17 protein-coding genes are annotated in these 17,643 nt (G+C 49.2%); 6 read left to right on the top strand and 11 right to left on the bottom strand.

Translation table 11 applies throughout. The features are described from left to right. Positions 1–11: 11 nt before the first annotated feature. The 4 genes from RBK99_RS07325 to RBK99_RS07310 all read right to left on the bottom strand — a co-directional run bounded on the left by RBK99_RS07325 (position 12) and on the right by RBK99_RS07310 (position 2,888). Complete coding sequence (locus RBK99_RS07325; RefSeq protein ID WP_317503972.1) at positions 12–1,775, bottom strand: copper resistance system multicopper oxidase; 1,764 nt, start codon at positions 1,773–1,775, stop codon at positions 12–14. Next, positions 1,765–1,983 (bottom strand): twin-arginine translocase TatA/TatE family subunit, encoded by a 219-nt coding sequence (tatA, locus tag RBK99_RS07320; RefSeq protein WP_053954069.1) that lies wholly within the window; start codon positions 1,981–1,983, stop codon positions 1,765–1,767. Before tatA ends, RBK99_RS07325 begins: the two co-directional genes overlap by 11 nt. Before the next feature lie 2 nt (positions 1,984–1,985). Next, positions 1,986–2,477: a DUF411 domain-containing protein gene (locus RBK99_RS07315; RefSeq protein WP_100690648.1), complete on the bottom strand. Its 492-nt coding sequence runs from the start codon at positions 2,475–2,477 to the stop codon at positions 1,986–1,988. Between the two features lie 66 nt (positions 2,478–2,543). Further along, positions 2,544–2,888 carry a hypothetical protein gene (locus RBK99_RS07310; protein ID WP_317503971.1) on the bottom strand — a complete coding sequence of 115 codons (345 nt, stop codon included), beginning with the start codon at positions 2,886–2,888 and terminating at the stop codon, positions 2,544–2,546. 75 nt (positions 2,889–2,963) lie between these two features. Here RBK99_RS07310 and RBK99_RS07305 point away from each other — a divergent pair, with 75 nt between their 5' ends. Next, positions 2,964–3,164 (top strand): hypothetical protein, encoded by a 201-nt coding sequence (locus RBK99_RS07305; RefSeq protein ID WP_006956255.1) that lies wholly within the window; start codon positions 2,964–2,966, stop codon positions 3,162–3,164. Positions 3,165–3,286: 122 nt separating this feature from the next. Here the strand turns inward: RBK99_RS07305 and RBK99_RS07300 are convergent, their stop codons facing one another. From RBK99_RS07300 to RBK99_RS07290, 3 genes are read right to left on the bottom strand one after another with little or no spacing between them, the layout of a single operon-like run. Next, entirely contained in the window at positions 3,287–4,576 is a 1,290-nt protein-coding gene (locus RBK99_RS07300) for an ISL3-like element ISPpu12 family transposase (protein ID WP_004574636.1), read from the bottom strand. Between the two features lie 21 nt (positions 4,577–4,597). Continuing rightward, the gene (gene lspA / locus RBK99_RS07295) at positions 4,598–5,110 is read right to left on the bottom strand and encodes a signal peptidase II (RefSeq protein WP_004863699.1); all 513 of its coding nucleotides are present in this window, start codon (positions 5,108–5,110) and stop codon (positions 4,598–4,600) included. A 3-nt stretch (positions 5,111–5,113) separates the two neighbouring features. Further along, the gene (locus RBK99_RS07290; RefSeq protein WP_004364974.1) at positions 5,114–6,010 is read right to left on the bottom strand and encodes a cation efflux transmembrane domain-containing protein; all 897 of its coding nucleotides are present in this window, start codon (positions 6,008–6,010) and stop codon (positions 5,114–5,116) included. 80 nt (positions 6,011–6,090) lie between these two features. On the opposite strand from RBK99_RS07290, the gene cadR reads away from it, so the two are divergent. Next, a complete protein-coding gene (gene cadR / locus RBK99_RS07285) occupies positions 6,091–6,513 on the top strand; it encodes a Cd(II)/Pb(II)-responsive transcriptional regulator (RefSeq protein ID WP_011588648.1) in 423 nt (140 codons plus the stop codon). A 410-nt stretch (positions 6,514–6,923) separates the two neighbouring features. Here the strand turns inward: cadR and RBK99_RS07280 are convergent, their stop codons facing one another. Then, positions 6,924–8,504 (bottom strand): amidohydrolase family protein, encoded by a 1,581-nt coding sequence (locus RBK99_RS07280; protein ID WP_317503970.1) that lies wholly within the window; start codon positions 8,502–8,504, stop codon positions 6,924–6,926. Positions 8,505–8,762: 258 nt separating this feature from the next. After that, positions 8,763–9,974, bottom strand: coding sequence for a M24 family metallopeptidase (locus tag RBK99_RS07275; RefSeq protein ID WP_317503969.1), 1,212 nt, complete (start codon positions 9,972–9,974; stop codon positions 8,763–8,765). A 194-nt stretch (positions 9,975–10,168) separates the two neighbouring features. On the opposite strand from RBK99_RS07275, the gene RBK99_RS07270 reads away from it, so the two are divergent. The 3 genes from RBK99_RS07270 to RBK99_RS07260 are packed head-to-tail and all read left to right on the top strand — an operon-like array spanning position 10,169 to position 12,160. Then, positions 10,169–10,819, top strand: coding sequence for a DUF1707 SHOCT-like domain-containing protein (locus RBK99_RS07270; RefSeq protein ID WP_317503968.1), 651 nt, complete (start codon positions 10,169–10,171; stop codon positions 10,817–10,819). A 49-nt stretch (positions 10,820–10,868) separates the two neighbouring features. Further along, complete coding sequence (locus tag RBK99_RS07265; protein ID WP_317503967.1) at positions 10,869–11,486, top strand: glutathione S-transferase family protein; 618 nt, start codon at positions 10,869–10,871, stop codon at positions 11,484–11,486. Between the two features lie 8 nt (positions 11,487–11,494). Further along, the gene (locus RBK99_RS07260; protein WP_317503966.1) at positions 11,495–12,160 is read left to right on the top strand and encodes a glutathione S-transferase family protein; all 666 of its coding nucleotides are present in this window, start codon (positions 11,495–11,497) and stop codon (positions 12,158–12,160) included. Here the strand turns inward: RBK99_RS07260 and RBK99_RS07255 are convergent. After that, positions 12,157–13,749 (bottom strand): ABC-F family ATPase, encoded by a 1,593-nt coding sequence (locus tag RBK99_RS07255; protein ID WP_317503995.1) that lies wholly within the window; start codon positions 13,747–13,749, stop codon positions 12,157–12,159. The genes RBK99_RS07260 and RBK99_RS07255 overlap by 4 nt on opposite strands. 99 nt (positions 13,750–13,848) lie before the next feature. On the opposite strand from RBK99_RS07255, the gene RBK99_RS07250 reads away from it, so the two are divergent. After that, positions 13,849–14,736, top strand: a complete 888-nt coding sequence (locus tag RBK99_RS07250) for a mechanosensitive ion channel family protein (RefSeq protein WP_317503965.1) — start codon at positions 13,849–13,851, stop codon at positions 14,734–14,736. Between the two features lie 207 nt (positions 14,737–14,943). On the opposite strand, the gene RBK99_RS07245 is transcribed toward RBK99_RS07250, so the two are convergent. Beyond that, a complete protein-coding gene (locus tag RBK99_RS07245; protein WP_317503964.1) occupies positions 14,944–17,634 on the bottom strand; it encodes a TonB-dependent receptor plug domain-containing protein in 2,691 nt (896 codons plus the stop codon). Positions 17,635–17,643 lie beyond the last annotated feature (9 nt).

The following is a 17,643-nucleotide window of genomic DNA, read 5'->3' as shown; positions in this document are numbered from 1 at the left end:
AATTGTCCTCCTTATGCGACATTGACCACACGGAACATACCCGCTTTCATGTGATACAACAGGTGACAGTGGAACGCCCAACTACCCGGCGCGTCTGCCGTTATCAATAACGACACTTTTTCGCTCGGCTTCAGGCTAATCGTATGTTTGCGTGGGCGTGGATACTGTCCGTTTTCAAGTTCCATCCACATACCGTGTAGGTGTATGGGGTGGTCCATCATCGTATCGTTTACCATCACCAACCTCAGTCGTTCTCCATGATGAAACTGAACCGGGCCATCCACTTCGGTAAACTTCTTCCCGTCGAAAGACCACATGTAACGCTCCATATTACCCGTTAAGTGCAGCTCTATCTGTCGTTCGGGCTCCCGCGTATCCGGCCATTCATGCGCGCCGACCAAGTCGGTATACACTAAGACTTTATGATCAACGTCTTCCAATCCAATCCCGGGTTCATGCAAACGGCTTACCGGGTTTGTAGCAATCATAGCCGCCCCGGCGCCATGTCCGGACTCACGGTGTTTGATTTTAATGTTTTCGACCGGGAGCTCTTTTTTGTGTGTCATTTTATGCGTCATATGGCTGTTATTGCCGCCCATATGCTTCATATTCATGCTATTGCCTTTCATATCACCGGACATCGCCATCGCTCCCATGCCCATAGCGGCCATGCCTCGCTCAGGAACTTGCCGTAGTTCAGGCACTTCAGCCTCAAGACCAAGTTCCGGCGTTAATGTACCTCTGACATAACCACTTCGATCAAAGCTCTCAGCATAAATAGTGTAAGGCTTGTTTTGCTTAGGCTGGACAATTACATCGTAGGTTTCCGCCACACCAATGCGGAACTCGTCAACTGGCACTGGCTTCACAGGCTGCCCGTCAGCGGCCACTACCGTCATCTCCAATCCAGGGATTCTTACGTCGAAGAAACTCATTGCCGAACCATTAATGATACGCAGGCGTACTTTTTCACCAGGCTTAAACAATGCTGACCAGTTCATCTGTGAATCGCGGCCATTCATCAGGTAGGTATAAGTACTGCCCGTCACATCCGCAATATCACGGGGGCTCATTCGCATTTGCCCCCACATTTCTCGTTGCTTCCAGGTTTTCTCTAACCCTTGCTGTCGCACGTCCTCGAAGGTCTCAAATATCGTACGTTTTTGATAGTTATAGTACCCCTCCGCAACTTTCAAGTTACGAAACACGGTATCCGGATCTTCGAATGTCCAGTCGCTGAGAATAATGGTATGTTCTCGATCAGCACCAATGTCTCCGTCTTTCGGTTCAATCACTAACGGCCCCAGGTGTCCCAATTGCTCCTGCAAACCGGAATGGCTGTGATACCAATAAGTTCCGTTTTGATCGACATCGTAGCGGTATTTGAACGTTCGTCCTGGCTTTATCCCTTCGAAAGATACGCCAGGCACGCCATCCATATTCTCCGGCAATATAATTCCGTGCCAGTGAATTGACGTGTCTTCCGACAACCGGTTAGTCACATTTAGCTTTGCTCGCTGCCCTTCTTTTAAACGAATCAAAGGGCCCGGCATTTGGCCATTGATGGTTATTGGTGCTCCTACTTTATTTCCCACGAGCAGTGGGGACTTTGCAATGGTCAGATCAATCTCATCGTTTGTCAGGATCTGATCTTTAAAACTGCGTCCCTGAGGAGCAGCCCAAGTTGGGGCTACTTTGGCGATTGCTAAAGCAGACGCCACAGTGAATGCAGATTTAATAAACTTTCGACGCCCTTTGTTAAACTCATTGCTCATTATGACGCTCCTCTTTTGAGGTTAAATTTTGATAACGTTGAACGTCCTGTTCCTTATCAGACGGCTCATCAGAAACCGATGATTTAAACCCTTTAATCGCACTACCAAGATCGGAGCCCAGGGTTCGTAGCTTTTTACTACCAAAAAGAAGAATGACAATAACCAGTAAAACTCCTAACTGAACCATACTCATGCCGCCAAATCCCATAGCTAAAGCCCTCCATTTGAGAGTGCTTGCTGCTGCTCTAAACTTGCTATCTGCTTATAAGGTGTAATTGAACCGTCCTCTTTGATTTCATAGACCGTATACGGTTGAAACCGAGTACCCATTTCCATACCAACAGACCCTACCGGCATGCCAGGAACAGTTAATCCAATGCCATTGGCTGACTTTTTCCCAGCTAAATAATGAGAAACCAATGTAGGAGGAACGTGCCCCTCAAAGACATAGCCATTACTAGAAATAGCGGTATGACAGGATTGGACCTCGGCACTAATACCGGAGTCACGTTTTCGTTGGGTCAGGTTGTTCGGATGTTGTACGGACACACTAAAGCTATCGGGTAAAGCTTGTAACCACTTTTCACAGCAACCGCAGTTGGGATCTTTTAGAACGGTTAGTTGCTGCTCTTCTACATCGGTTGCAGATACAGACACGGAAAACAGCATCGCCAAAACAGCGATATTGCGTTTGATAGACATAATTATTCACCGATTAATAAGTTTTAAGGAAACACGCCGAGCGTGTGTTAAATTTCTAGTAACTTATTAAGCGGTAATTATTGGGGGACGGAATAAATTAGACGCGTGTTTAGCACGAATTGAGGTGTCGATGGGCGCATCGACTTTGGCAGAGAGGTTAACTGCAGCGGCATTAACCGAAGAAGACTGTCCGACAAATAAAACCGAGCCGCCGGAGCAATGCCGAATGGTCATGTCAGCACAGCACGAGTTGTGCTTTTGCGTCTCATGCTCGCAATCGTTTGTGTCGGCTTCGTACATCGTGCTGTGCTGCATTTGGCTGTTATCATGACATGCGTGAGCTTCTGCCGTTTGCGAAAACGACATCGACACCAATAGCACTGTCATTAATAACAGAATTCGAATTAGCACGAGCACCCTGCTTTTTGCAATTTAATAAACTTCAGTCTAACGTCATTTTAACGCATGTCAAATAAGGAGCAGATAATGATGAATCACGAAATGTTCGCAGGTATGGGCTTTCTATGGATGCTGATTGTGGGAGCTATTTTTATTGTTCCCGCATGGCGTATCTGCCAACGAGTTGGCTACCCTGGTCCATTGGGTCTTCTGATTGTTATCCCTATCGCAAATATCATTCTTCTTTACTTTATAGCGTTCGGCCCATGGAAAAATGTTGATAAATAGCTAATTCACTTTAACCAAAGCAACAAGTATAGCTTTTCATCTCTGATCAGAAGCACGAATTTATGGGTATACGGATTTAATGGTTGATGGGGCACCTTCACCCCATCAATCTGATACCACCCTCAGATGGTTGATAGATCGACTCCGTAGTTGAGTTCCTCTGCGAAGTCCGGCAGTCCGTAACCGATGGTTTTCTTGTAGAAAGGAGAGACCTTCGCAGTCGGTGCCTTCTTCTTGTGCTTCGTGGTGTAGAGCATTCGTGCCCGCATCACCTCGAAGGAGTAACCGCGCCCTTCACGGTTCTTGTCCTTGGCCAGTCGGTTGATGGACTCCGTGTAAGCGTTGGTGACGGGCATGTCCGTCTCGAAGTAGGTCATGGTCTCTTCGCGCCAGTTTCCCACTGCCCTGACCAGATCGCTCCAGACTTCCTTTTGGCCCTTCGGGATGGTGGCTATCCACTCGTCCAGGGCGGCTTCTGCCTGGAGCCGTGTGGTGGCGTCCCAGATGCCGTAGAAGCGCTCCTTGTGCTCGTAGGCGGCCAGCAGTTGCGGGAACGCGCCTGTCCAGGTCTCCATGATGAGGCGCTCCCGGTCTGAGACTTCGTGAGCGCGTTTCAGCAGGATTTTCCGGTCTCCCTTGAGAGTCCGGCTCTGGGACGGTTTCAGCTCCTTTCTGAGGCCCTTGCGCACTCTCTCTAGGGCATCGTTGGCCATGCGCACCACATGGAACTTATCGACCACGATACGGGCCTGGGGCAGCACAGCCTTGACCGCTGCCCGGTAGGGGTTCCACATGTCCATGCTGACGATCTCGACCTTCTGCCGGTCTTTCAGCTTCATCAGGTAGTTGGTCACCACGTCCTGGCGGCGGGTGGCCAGCAGGTCGAGCAGGGTTCGCTCCTCAATGTTGGTCAGAATGCAGCGGTAGCGCTTGTTCAGGTATAGCTCGTCAATGCCCAGGATGCGGGGCGTCTCGAAGCGGTGCCAGCGCCCCAGGAACTCGGCGCGGGCGTTGAAGATGTCGCGCACCGTCTTCTCGTCCAGGCCGGTCTGTGCCGCCACAAAGGTGTAGGGGTGGTTGAAGGATTCCTTCTCCACGTACTCATGCAGCCGCAGTGTCATACGGAATCCGTCCACCATCTCCGGTAGCTGGGGCCTGAATGTTGTCTTGCAGGCCCGGCAGGTGTATCGGCGGCGGACCACCCAGAGAGTGACCCGCTTGCCGTGGATGGGCAGATCACGATAGGGAACGTCACGCTTGCCGAACCGTACGAACTCACCCTGCACGCCGCATTCCTCGCAGGCGATGGGATCGGGCACGTCCACCTGGAAGTGCATTTCGTCGTCGGTTGATTTGCAGCCCAGTACTTGGTATTGCGGCAGGTGAAGGATGTTGTCGGGAAGTTCGGTCATGGTGTTGTATAGGCGTAGGTGTCAGTCAGATCCATCCGGCTCGGCATTGGTGTTTGCTTTTTTACCCAACAAGCTGCTGGAAACGAAAAGTAAGGCACCGAGGACAATTGCAATATCAGCCAGGTTGAAGGCCGGCCAATGCCAGTCTCGCCAATAGAAATCAAAGGAATCCACAACATAGCCGCGAAAGACCCGGTCAATCAGGTTGCCCATGGCGCCACCGAGGATAAGACTGTAAGCGATGGCTTCTCCTTTATGACGATTTTCAAGGATCAGCTTGATCAAAAAAATCGAGACCACTACCGCGATTCCGATAAAAAAGTAGCGCTGCCAGCCTCCACCATTCGCAAAAAGACTGAATGCGGCACCGGTGTTCCATAGGTGCACCCAGTTAAAGAACGGGGTCACCGAAACATACTCGCCATAGGCCATTGATTGCTGCACCAGCCACTTTACAGCCTGATCAGACGCTGCCAGCAGGCCCGATATGGACAATAGGGCATACGGCGAGAGCTTTTTGCCAATAATGAGCATTATTTAACCCTTCAACGCCAAAATGCGTCTGGCACCGTTAAGTACAATGCCCCCCGCGATGGTGCCGATAATCAGATCCGGATAATTGGAACCGGTCCACGCGACCAGGGCGCCGGCGGTGATGACCCCCAGGTTGATCACCACGTCGTTGGCCGAGAATATCCAGCTTGCCTTCATGTGCGCCCCGCCTTCCCGATGTTTGGATATGAGCAGCAGACAACTGGTATTGGCAATCAATGCGACGAATGCGATAGCCATCATCACCAGCGATTCAGGCTCACTACCGAATACAAAGCGTCTCACCACCTCTACGAGCACGCCCACAGCCAAGATCAGTTGCAGTACACCAGCAAGATGCGCGGCACGTACCTGCATTTTCACGCTATGTCCAACCGCATAAAGGGCAAGCCCGTACACCGCCGCATCGGCAAAATTGTCCAGGGATTCTCCAATCAGGCCGGTGGACCGGGCGATCAGACCGGCAGTCATTTCCACCACGAACAGAAGTGCATTGATGCCGAGCAACCAGCGCAGGGTCCCGGATTCTTGCTTAGCAGAAGCTGCCGAAAACTCGGCGGCCTTGATGGTCTCCGGATTTGCAGCGACGGTTTCCTGAAGCGAGGCGCCTAGCCCCAAGGTCTTCAGTTTCGAGGTGACGGGCTCGACCTCGCCGTCATGCACGACCTTCAGCCGGCGGTTCGACAAGTCGAAGGACAGCGCCCGAATCTCCTCAAAGCCGTTCAGGGCTAGGCGAATCATTCGTTCTTCTGATGGACAGTCCATCTTCGGCACGGCATAAACACTGACCCATCTCCCTGGCGCCTCGGAGGAGGCCTGTATATCGGTATCCGCTGCGGACGTTGCATCACCGCCACAGGCGCCACCACAGGATTTGCTCATGATACGACTCCACTTGAACAATGTTGTGGTACCATTTTAAACTATAAAGCTACTATAAGGTCAATAGAGTAAAGAATCCGTTGGGGAGGAGGCTGATGCGCATTGGTCAGTTGGCGCAGTTGGTAGGGGTCGAAACACAGACGATCCGCTTCTATGAACAGCAGGGCTTGTTGCCGCCGCCTGATCGGCAGGACAACGGTTACCGTGTCTATACCGAGAAGCATGGCGAGGGGCTGGCCTTCATCCGTCGCTGCAGAATCCTGGGCCTGTCACTGGCTGAGATTCACGAACTACAGAGCTATCAGGACGACCCTCATCAGCCTTGTACCGCCGTCAACGCCTTGCTCGATGATCACATCTCTCATGTGCGGTCGCAGATAACCGCTCTGCAAGCGCTTGAGAAACAACTCGTTTCACTGAGAGCGAGTTGCAACGATGACCGGGAAGTTGAGGCGTGTGGGGTTCTTGCTGGAATTAGCGAAGGAAACATGCACCAGCAGTAGGTGAAGCATCAACCAGATAATCCGATGAGATGCCGGTCTGTCTCACTCTCATGCAAAGGTAAGATCAACCATTTAATCCGCTTACCCGAATTTATTTGCCACTACACGTTCACAAGTTGCAGACCACTATAGCTATGTTCAACGTGTTAAGCGAGTATTGGGCATAGCCAAAAAGTTAAAAGATTCATTTGTGAAAAAGCTTTCAATCAAAAAACTAAAGCTGAAGTTTTAGTAACAAGGTAAGTAACACGCTTGAATCTTAATATTTTTTATCCACTATAAAACAATAAGTTATTAGATCTTATCGATTCCGCCTCCGGCACCATCATTCCGAAAGCCCTGCACTTTGTGCGGGGCTTTTTGCATTTTAGCCATTGTGCCAATTTTGTACCAGTAGCCTGACATAAATGTCAGGCTACATAGTCTCTTACCGCTTCCAGCCGCGCAACGTAATCCTGACTAAATACATTTCGCGCCCGTTCAATATAAGCCTCTAAATCAACGTACTTCAGCGCGTTTTTAAAGTAAAATCGATCAGCGAAGGGCTGCATTTTCTGCGTTTCAAAAATAGCTTTTATCTGCCCGAAATATTCTTCAATGTCATTCACCATAGACACCATATGCCAGTCGCTGCCGTACATCATCTTGTCAGCAAGTCGGTAAGGCTTATCGGCTGTCACTTCACGCGTCAGTTCAATTTCAAGGCGCTTAGCTAAGTTCAATCGAGCCTTTTTGTTGTCGACTACTTCGTGTAAATAAGACAAATCGCAATAAACATGCTCGTAACGCCGACATAGCTCAACCACCTTACGGGCGTAGTTGTCCGGGTCATTCCATTCTTTTTCGGTTGCTGACAACCAGCCTTTAACCTCGCGACCTGTCACTTTTCGCTGGCCGCCTCCGGCATGGCCGAAGCATAGCCGCATTGCCCGCCTATGCTCAGTTTTTGTCAGTGCCAGCTCCCAGAAATCGGGATCCGAGTTTAAACCAGAGCCCGGGTAAGCCTGAAAACCTTCGGGTGTGCAGTGGGTAAAAACAGGAATAGAATACTCCACGCAAAAATCCATGAAGTAATCCACCACTCGTTCAACCTGAGGTTCATTGCCGGCCGGTTTATAACCCATGGGAGGATAAAATTTAAATCCAGCTTTACCATGCTCCAGCGAGGTTTCAACGGCATCGCGAATCACCCGCTCCGACGCAGACCGGGCAACAAAGCGCAGAGGATCAAAAGCAGAAAAGCCCAAAACAACGCCATCGGAATAGTTCTCCAGCGCCGTCATACGCTCTAGCTGCTGGTCGTAATAGTCGTATTTGGGGTTATCATCAAAAGCATGAGCCATATCCATCATGTAATGGAAGAATACGGAGCGTTCAGAGAGGTCTGCGTAATAGTTTTTTAAGCGCTTAAGGAGCCCGACTTCACTACGCAGCATAGTAAACACAAAATCAATTCTATCAGCCGCGTTTTCTATAAATTCGAGCGACTTCCTCAGCATTCGCTCAACCATTTTGTGAATGCCCGAAAACCAGCCAAGTATTGTATCCTGCACCTGAGCTTCTGATTTAAACGTTAGCTTTGTTTTAATGTAATCTAATTCAAGTTCACGCTCCGATTCACTGTCACCGTAGTACTGGTGTATTTCTCTCAGCACCGAGTACAACTCACTGTTAACGAATTTCTCCTGGTAGGCTTCAACCAACTCAGGCTTGCTGTCACCCACCTCTAGTAAACCATGCTCAATTTCAACACAAACCAAGTGAGCAAACTCGTTACAGAGTTTCTCTTCAGCTTTTTCCCTGGAGGTAACAGAAAAGGACTCCAGTCGCTGGGTTAAAGTAGAGCTTGCGGTTAACGAATACACCAGTTTACTGATTAGCTTTGCCGGTATTTTCCAAATACCCCAACTTTCAAGAATCCCCTGCAAGGGCACATAGCGAGCGTTAAAAAGGTGAGTGTGAGCATCAACAACTAACGGGAGTTTATTCATGATGGTTTCCGTCTGAAAAACCTGGTTTTTTGTAAACTTCAGTTAAGTTAATAACGTGAAAAAAATCAACGCCGGTGAATCAGAACACGGGTGCCGGTTGACCCATACAATCGTAAAGAACATGAATAACGGCGGTAACAGAGTGTCGAAGGCCTGGGATGGCCTTCGTCAAGCGCTCATGGATGAGCTCGTAGCGTCTCTGTTACCGCCGTTATTCGTGTTCAAGATAAGTATGGGCCTACCGGCACCCACGCTCGGCTACAACAGGTTAAACGGGTCATCCACTGAACGAGATGGCTCGGTAAACCACGCAGGGCCGGCTGTTGTCATATAGAAGTGGTCTTCCAGGCGTACGCCAAACTGTTCAGGGTTAATCACCATAGGCTCATTGCTAAAGCACATACCGGGCGCTAACTCGGTTTTATCGCCACCCACTAAGTACGGCCATTCGTGCAAATCCATACCAATACCATGCCCGGTTCTGTGCGGCACGCCAGGCAATTGATAGTCGGCTTTCAAACCCTGCTCTTTTAATTTTACGCGAACGGCGTCATCAACGGACTCACAGGTTTTACCTAACGCAGCGGCATCAAAGGCGGCTTGTTGTAAGTCACGTTCGTACTGCCAGAATTTTTGTTGTTCTTCAGTGGCACTGCCAAACGCGTAGGTGCGGGTAATATCCGAGTGATACCCATGTAACTTACAGCCGGTATCAATCAATACCCAGTCGTCTTTTTCCAATTTTTGCTCATAGTTCACGCCATGCGGGTAACTGGTGGCTTTGCCGAACAGAACAATACAGAAAAAAGAACCCGAGGCACCCACCCTGCGATGAGCCTCATCAATAAAGGCTCTGACTTCCGATGCCGTCACTCCTTCATGGAGCATTGCGCCAGTGGCTCTGTGTACGGCCATTGTCATGTCCATTGCGGTTTGAATAAGCCCCAGTTCTTTCGGCGACTTATGCATCCGACAGGCAGCGGTAATGACTTTAGCGTCACACAGGGTTTCAGCAGACTTACCCTCTTCCAGCTTCGCCACCACGCTATAGGGCGTCGATTCATCCAAAGCGAGTTTGAAGTTGTCGGCAAAACGTTCGGTCAGAAAATCCAGCAGCTTTTTGTAAGGCGACTCGTGCTCGTCCCACAGCAGGCTCTCCATTGGCAGTATCATAGCCTGCGTTAAAGAGCCGACTTCAAACGCCGGCGCTATCATAGTGACGCTGCCCTCAGCAGGAAGTATTGCACCAACCAACCGCTCGCTCGGGTACCACTTTAATCCGGTAAAATATTCCAGATTGGTGCCGGCATTCAAATACATGGCACTAATGCCCTGCGCTTGCATCAGTTTCTGCGCCTGACTGACCCTCTCCCGGTACTCTTCCAGTGTTATCGGCTGAGCGTCCTGAGCCATATTTTCCAAAGTATTGAGCGCCTCTTCTGCCCGCGCAATTCCTACACCATGCGTCATATAAAACTCCTATTTCCAAACCGCCGGTTGAGCAATAAACTCTGTTGAATGGTCGATTTTGCTAAAATTTGGCCGATTAAAACAGCACAGTCGAACGGTATTATTTTAAGTTATTGATTTAAAGTGATTTTATTTCTGGCCTAACAATTGCTTTGTTGTACATAATAAGAAGATAAGAACAACAAGGAACCCTCATGACTGTAAAATTTGAAGATCGCCCACTAGAAAAAGTGCGTGAAGAAACCATCGACCAGCTGGTCATGAATTACGGCCACGGCGAGCTGTCTGCCGAAGCCTTTGAACGCCGACTTGATCAAGCAATGGATGCCACTGCTCATGACCAGCTTGCGGAGCTGGTAGAGGACCTTGAGCTAAAGCCGGACACTTCTTACGACACCATGAAAGAACAACAATTTTCGCCACATTATGGCGAGGGGCGCATTCAAGCAACGGAAAACGTCATATCCATTTTATCCTCCAACGAGCGCAGTGGTGTATGGACGGTACCACGCGAAATCACCATATACTCCCTGCTGGGCTCTGCCGAACTGGACTTTACCGATGCCGTATTTCAACACCCCGACGTCACCATTAAAGTTGTCGGAGGGCTCTCAAGCCTTGAAATTTTTGTGCCTGAAGAAGTCACTATTAGTACCAACGTTTTTAGTATTCTCGGCTCCACAGAGAATAAAGCCCCGTCTATGGGCCATCTGAAGCAAGCGCCTCATATACGAATTGAAGGCTTTCAGGTACTTGGTTCGGTTGAAGTGAAAGTAAAACGCACCATTAAAGAGAAGTTTGTCGCCTTTGCAAATAGCTTGAAAGGCACCTTTCAATCTCGATAAAGTCGGAGTAAATTGGAGCTAACACTCAATTTAACAGAGAGTTAGCTCCATGAAACTTTATGAAATGGCTAAAGCACCGAATCCACGCCGGGTTCGGATGTTTCTTGCAGAAAAAGGGTTACTCGATAAGGTCGAGTGCATTGAACTCGACTTGTCCAAAGGCGAGAACCTCACTCCTGAATTCGAACGCAAAAACCCGATGAAAAAGGTGCCTGTGCTGGAACTGGACAACGGCACCTGCATTGGCGAGACCATGGCTATCTGCCGGTATTTCGAAGCCGAATTCCCCGATTCTGAAGCGCTATTAGGCAATACGCCTGAAGAACAGGCCATTATTGAGCAATGGACTCGCTGGATAGACTTCCAACTGTTCCTTCCTATTGGCAACTGCTTTCAGCACACAACCGATTATTTCAAGCATCGAATGACTCCAATTAAAGAATGGGGCGAGGCAAATCATGCCGCCACTCTGACGTTCTTCGATTTTCTCGATAAGCACTTAGCAAATCATCAGTTTATTGCGCTGGAACGTTTTACCATTGCCGACGTTAACGCCTTCTGCACCGTCGATTTTGCCAAGGTGATTCAACTTCGTGTCGACGACCGCTGGCCTAATCTAAAAGCCTGGTACGACCGTATGAAAGAGCGCGATTCATCAAAGGTTTGAGGTAAAGTATGATTGAACTCTACACAGCAGCAACCCCCAACGGGTACAAAGCAACCGTCACACTGGAAGAAATGGGGCTGGACTATAAACTGCACCACGTTCAGCTACAGGACAACGAACAAAAACGTCCGGACTTTCTGAAAATGAACCCCAATGGCCGCATCCCGGTTATTGTCGATAAAGACAACGACGACTTCGTGGTGTTTGAGTCGGGCGCTATTATGCTCTACCTGGCGGAAACCTACGATAAACTGAACCCTAAAGACCCGAAAGAACGCTCACGTATGATCCAGTGGCTGATGTTTCAGATGGGCGGTATTGGACCAATGATGGGACAGGCTAACGTTTTCTACCGGTACTTTCCGGAGAAACTGCCTTCTGCCATTGAACGCTATCAGAATGAAACGCGCCGGTTATTTGAAGTGCTGGACAAACGTCTGGGCGAATCTCAATACTTAGCAGGTGATAATTTCTCACTAGCGGACATTGCTAACTGGTGCTGGGTACGCACCCATGACTGGTCAGGTGTTGGGTTAGATGGTCTGGAGAACTTAAAACGCTGGATGAACACCATTGATGAGCGCCCGGCCTGTCAACGTGGTGTCACCAAACCGGAACGTATGGGCGACCCTGAAGAACTGGTCAAGAGCGCCCAAAAAATGGTGCAGCGTTAAGCAGCGGTCAGCTGTGCCAGATACTCATCATAACTGCCGGCAAAGTCGCGTAAGCCTTTGTCGGTTATTTCGATAATACGGGTAGCCAATGACGACACAAACTCACGGTCGTGGCTAACAAACAGCAAAGTGCCTTCAAACTGCTCCAGCGCCAGGTTCAACGATTCTATCGACTCCATATCCAGGTGGTTAGTCGGTTCGTCCATCACCAGAATGTTTGGCCGTTGTAAAATCAGCTTACCGAAAATCATCCGCCCTTTTTCACCACCGGACAAAATTGATACGGGCTTTTGAATGTCGTCTGAAGAGAACAGCATACGGCCAAGCACGCCGCGAATAGCCTGTTCGTCGTCACCCGGCTTTTTCCACTGATACATCCACTCGTAAACCGTCATGTCCTGTTTAAACCAGTGAGCGTGGTCCTGTGCGTAATAACCGATAGCCGAATTTTCAGACCACTTGATACTGCCTGAATCCGGCGTGTACTCGCCCATCAGGCATTTCAATAAGGTGGTTTTACCAATACCGTTCGCGCCAATAATCGCGACCTTTTCACCCACTTCAATTGACGTGCTTAAGCCTTTCAAGACCGCTTCATCTTCAAAGCTCTTACGTACATTCTCCGTTTCAAGCGCCAGCCGGTACAGCTTCTTCTCTTGGGTAAAACGGATGTAAGGGTTCACCCGGCTGGACGCTTTCACTTCGTCCAGCTGAATTTTTTCCATTTGCCGTTGACGCGACGTTGCCTGCTTAGCTTTAGATGCATTCGCGGAGAAACGACTCACAAAGCTCTGCAGCTCAGCAATCTTCTCTTTCTTCTTAGCGTTATCGCTCATCAACTGTTCACGCGCCTGAGTGGCGGCAAACATGTATTCGTCATAGTTACCCGGATACACACGCAATTCGCCGTAATCAATATCCGCCATATGCGTACAAACGGTATTCAAAAAGTGACGATCGTGCGAAATAATGATCATAGTGCTTTGCTTTTCGGCCAGCACGTCTTCCAACCAGCGAATGGTGTTAATGTCCAGGTTGTTGGTCGGTTCGTCCAGCAGCATAATATCCGGCTCTGAAAACAACACTTGTGCCAATAACACGCGAATTTTCACACCCGGCGCCAGCGCAGACATCAGGCCAAAGTGCTGCTCTACTGGTATACCCAGCCCCAGCAACAATTCGCCGGCGCGCGACTCTGCAGTGTAGCCATCCATTTCCGCAAATTCGGTTTCTAAATCAGCCACACGCATGCCGTCTTCTTCGCTCATTTCGCCACTGCTGTAGATACGGTCACGCTCTTCTTTAACCGCCCACAGCTCTTCATGGCCCATAATCACCGCATCAACCACGCTGTAATCTTCGTAAGCAAACTGATCCTGTCGCAGTTTACCAATGCGAATGTTAGGCTCCAGCGACACATTGCCGGCAGACGGCTCCTGCTCACCACTTAAAATGCGCATAAAGGTGGACTTACCGCAACCGTTGGCACCTATCAGGCCATACCGGTTACCGTTGCCGAATTTAACGGAGATATTTTCGAAAAGAGGCTTCGCACCAAATTGCATGGTGATATTTGCAGCAGAAATCACGTAGTCAACATCCAGGATCATAGGGTAAAAATTGAGCGCGCAATGTACGTGTTTTTCGCGTAAATTACAAAGAAAGATTCACTAATAGGTAAATAACTTATGCAAATGTCGTGGACAGATGTTTCTTCTGGTTTGAGCAAAATTTGGAATACCGAATTATGGAAAACGGGAGATGCTCAGATATACCTAAGCCAAATCATTATTGCTATCGCGGTCATCATCGTTGGCGTTATTGCAATTCGCTGGCTTGGCTCCAGCCTGGTCAAACGTGCGATAAAGTCCGGCCATGCCTCTCAGAATACGATTTATGCCTTTAGAAAGTTATTCTCTTTTCTGGCTTACGTACTGATTGTTTTAGTCGCCTTACCGGTTGCAGGTATTCCTATCACCATGTTTGCAGTACTGGGTGGTGCATTAGCCATTGGTGTGGGTTTTGGCGCCCAGAATCTGCTGAATAACCTCATTTCCGGCATGATTTTAATTGCTGAGCGACCTATTCGTATTGGCGACATTGTCGAATTAGAAAACGAACGGGGTCGCATTGAAGAAATTGGTAACCGCTGTGTCCGCATCAAACGCTTTGACGGCGTACATGTGTTGGTACCGAACAGTTACTTCCTGGAGCAGCGGGTAGTGAACTGGACGCTGGTGTCCACTGAAATACGCAGTACAGTGTCCGTTGGCGTTGCCTACGGTTCGCCCATTGATCGGGTACGCGAGCTCATGCTGGAAGCCGCCAGTAAGCACGAAAAAATTGTTCAGGCGTTGCCTTTTGAGGTGTTCTTTGATGACTTTGGTGACAACAGTCTTAACTTCAATCTACTGTTCTGGACCGAAGTGGAAGCCCCCATGGATATTCGTCGGGTTCAGTCAGACATTCGCTTTACCATCAACAGGCTGTTTGCCGAAAATGATATTACTATCGCCTTCCCACAACGCGACGTGCACTTAGATACGCTAAAACCATTGGAAATAAAAATGACATAGCCTGAGGTTATTTACCTCAGGGGCGATGGTGGTAGCGGGCGCTGAGGCCGCAGGGAGTATTGAGGAGGACGCCCGTAAATACTTCCCTGTAGGGCTTGGGCAGCGCCATCCTTGGCGCTGCACACCTCCTCAATACTCCCTGCAACCGTCCGGCGCGCCCTCAGCACCGCACTGCACCTGACATCAGTAACATCAACCGACGTCTTTTTAGAACTCGTATTTGTAGCTGATACTGAAAACACGGCCCACTTCTTTGCTTCGCACTAGCACATCGGACTGTAAAACTTCCTGATCTTCATCCAGCATGTTTTTGATTTTGAAGCTGACTTTAGAGTTAAAGTCGGGGTAGTAGTTGTACACTAAATCTAACGAGTGGAAAGGCTGTTCGTAGGCATCGCCTCGCCCGCCGATACCCGCCGCCAGAATGCGTTCGCCAAACACGTTATACACCAACGACGTTGAATGCTCACCATTACTGGAATCGTAATTCAGCTGAACGTTTGCCACATACTTAGAGTGCCCGGTCATACGCTTAGTCGTGTTCGTCAGATTACCCGCCAGTGCCGGATCAATCACCGCTTCCGAATCACTGAGCGTTAAATTTCCTGAGGTAAAGAACCCGTTGGAGACATAACCAAGGTCATGTAACCATTCAAATTCAACACCGTAAACTTCAGCACTCTCACCGTTAACGTAGCTCAGCGTGTACTCTTCATCGCCAACACTCAGAACCGACTCAATCGGACGCTCAATGTCTTTATAAAAGGCAGCTAGAGAGTAGTTATCACCGTTATCCGCATAGTACTCAAAACGCGCATCGTAGTTTTTCAGCGGACTGCTCTGCAAACCCGCACGACCGATGGTACGAATGTCGGTAATAGGATCAAAGAACACCACTGGCACGGTTTCACGTAAGTCGGGGCGCACCACCGTTTCGCCATAACCTAAGCGGAACTGGTAGTTGTCGCTGGGTAGGTAGGTCATGGATAACGCCAGAAAGGTGTCATCTTCGGCAATCGCGCTTTCCGCAACCCGCTCTGGGTTAAAAAAGTTATTCAAATCCGTTTCGCTAAAAATCAGGCTCGAGGTTGCTAACGATACTTGTTTAAAATCTTCATAACGCAGGCCACCACTAAAGCGCCAAACCTCGTCGAAAAACACATCAAACTCACCGTAGTAAGCGTCGATTATTTGCGCGGCAATGTAGTCATCGGCATCCGGAGGTGTTGGCTCGTTAAAGCCAATCTGGAAGTTATTCGCATCGATAAAACTGTCAGTGATGTAGTCGGTCACCCCCAATATTTCATCAAAGTCGTCCTCAACAAACTGAGTAATGCCGGACTGATTATTCAATACAAAGCGGCTCGTACTGTAGTAACGCGCTTTATCAGTAAAGTCATAACCAGCCTTTAACTCAATATCCGTCGAATCCAGACTAAACGGCAACGAGAAATTACCACCATAAGACTTAACATGATCCACCATGTCCACGTATGAGAACACCGCGCGGTTATCATCGCCAGTCACTCTCGTCCCTATGTAGTTTTGCTGATTGTCGTACACATCATCGAACCGGTATGACACTTCGGTTGGAATGTTGGTCTCAGCTTTGGATTCCGTATACTGCCAGTCAAAACCCAGCATCCAGTAATCCATGAAGGTGTGCTTACCACGCAGCTGATCAACGTCCAGGGTTCGCTCTTCGTACTTAAACTCATGCTCGCGGTTAGCCAGTCCGGTACCCGCAATGGTTTTTAAGTTACTGCCATTGGGGCTTTGCAAAATACCGAACTCGGATTCGTCTTCTGAATCCTGCAGGTAAATTTTGTTGTAGCTGATGCTATGAGTATCCAGCTCGTAGCCCAGGGTCAAAAAGCCATTCTTTCGCTCAGTTTCTACTGTCTGCGTGGTGTCCGATACCGTGTTGTAGCAGGAGTTAGACACATCTTCTGTCGTTTTGAGTTCAGTGCTGCAGTTCTCAGAGGCATTTTCGCTTAAAACCGCTGAGCGGCGTTTCGACACATCCCACTCATTGTCATATGACACCGCCGCCAAAAAGCCAAAGGATCCGCCTAACCAACTTTCGTCAAAACGGTTACCAATACTGGCTTTAAAGTCAAAGTTAGGACTCAGGCTTTCTTCTTGCAAGGACATATTGCGCGGCAACTGTTTCCCCAGCTCCAGGTTTTTCAACCGAGCCTGTTCGCCGCTAATGCCGTCGGTATTAGCTATATTGCGAACACTGAAGTCGCCTTTATAACGACCAATTGCTGCCTGTATATCTGCTGGTACGGCGGCTTCGTTGCGGTTATAGGTATAACCGTCACGCGCGTTTTCGTTGAGCCCTACTCCGGCCTCCAGACTGAACAAAAACTCGTTAGGAATTGATTTCGTTCTGATGTCGATGTTGCCGCCACCAAACGCCGCCGGCATGGAGGGAGAAAATACCTTTTGCACCGCCATGCTTTCAATAATGGTCGAAGGAATGATGTCTAACGGCACCACATTCCGGGTTAAATCGGGGCTGGGAATATTGGCGCCATTAATGCGTGCACTTGAGTACCGTTCGCCCAGCCCACGCACGTAAATAAACTTGCCATCAACCAGAGTCAGACCGGTCACCCGGCGTAACGCTGCAGCCGCATCGCTGTCACCCGTTCGGGAAAGCTGTGCAGCGCCAATAATATCGGCCACAAACGCTTGTTCCTTGCGTTCCTGTACAACTGCGGCCGCAGTTCCCTGTAAGCGCGTTCCCGTTGTCACCACTTCTTCAATGGGCGATTCACGGTCAGCAGCGTCTTGTTCCGATTGTTGCTGAGCATAGACAGTGGCAGAAGAGCAGAACAAACCAAGACTGACTGCCAGCGCAACGGGCTTGATCTTATGTTGATAATTCATGGTTAACTC

This window comes from Idiomarina solivarensis (assembly GCF_033052755.1).
Classification (GTDB): domain Bacteria; phylum Pseudomonadota; class Gammaproteobacteria; order Enterobacterales; family Alteromonadaceae; genus Idiomarina.
This window is presented reverse-complemented; position numbering and strand designations above follow the sequence as displayed.

What these genes read in the sequence shown, in the direction of transcription:
- RBK99_RS07305 (WP_006956255.1), top strand. Translation starts at nt 2,964, where the DNA reads ATGATGAATCACGAAATGTTCGCAGGTATGGGCTTTCTATGGATGCTG.
- RBK99_RS07325 (WP_317503972.1), bottom strand. Translation starts at nt 1,775, where the DNA reads ATGAGCAATGAGTTTAACAAAGGGCGTCGAAAGTTTATTAAATCTGCA.
- RBK99_RS07270 (WP_317503968.1), top strand. Translation starts at nt 10,169, where the DNA reads ATGACTGTAAAATTTGAAGATCGCCCACTAGAAAAAGTGCGTGAAGAA.
- RBK99_RS07265 (WP_317503967.1), top strand. Translation starts at nt 10,869, where the DNA reads ATGAAACTTTATGAAATGGCTAAAGCACCGAATCCACGCCGGGTTCGG.
- tatA (WP_053954069.1), bottom strand. Translation starts at nt 1,983, where the DNA reads ATGGGATTTGGCGGCATGAGTATGGTTCAGTTAGGAGTTTTACTGGTT.
- RBK99_RS07245 (WP_317503964.1), bottom strand. Translation starts at nt 17,634, where the DNA reads ATGAATTATCAACATAAGATCAAGCCCGTTGCGCTGGCAGTCAGTCTT.
- RBK99_RS07250 (WP_317503965.1), top strand. Translation starts at nt 13,849, where the DNA reads ATGCAAATGTCGTGGACAGATGTTTCTTCTGGTTTGAGCAAAATTTGG.
- RBK99_RS07315 (WP_100690648.1), bottom strand. Translation starts at nt 2,477, where the DNA reads ATGTCTATCAAACGCAATATCGCTGTTTTGGCGATGCTGTTTTCCGTG.
- RBK99_RS07280 (WP_317503970.1), bottom strand. Translation starts at nt 8,504, where the DNA reads ATGAATAAACTCCCGTTAGTTGTTGATGCTCACACTCACCTTTTTAAC.
- RBK99_RS07275 (WP_317503969.1), bottom strand. Translation starts at nt 9,974, where the DNA reads ATGACGCATGGTGTAGGAATTGCGCGGGCAGAAGAGGCGCTCAATACT.
- RBK99_RS07260 (WP_317503966.1), top strand. Translation starts at nt 11,495, where the DNA reads ATGATTGAACTCTACACAGCAGCAACCCCCAACGGGTACAAAGCAACC.
- lspA (WP_004863699.1), bottom strand. Translation starts at nt 5,110, where the DNA reads ATGCTCATTATTGGCAAAAAGCTCTCGCCGTATGCCCTATTGTCCATA.
- RBK99_RS07290 (WP_004364974.1), bottom strand. Translation starts at nt 6,010, where the DNA reads ATGAGCAAATCCTGTGGTGGCGCCTGTGGCGGTGATGCAACGTCCGCA.
- RBK99_RS07300 (WP_004574636.1), bottom strand. Translation starts at nt 4,576, where the DNA reads ATGACCGAACTTCCCGACAACATCCTTCACCTGCCGCAATACCAAGTA.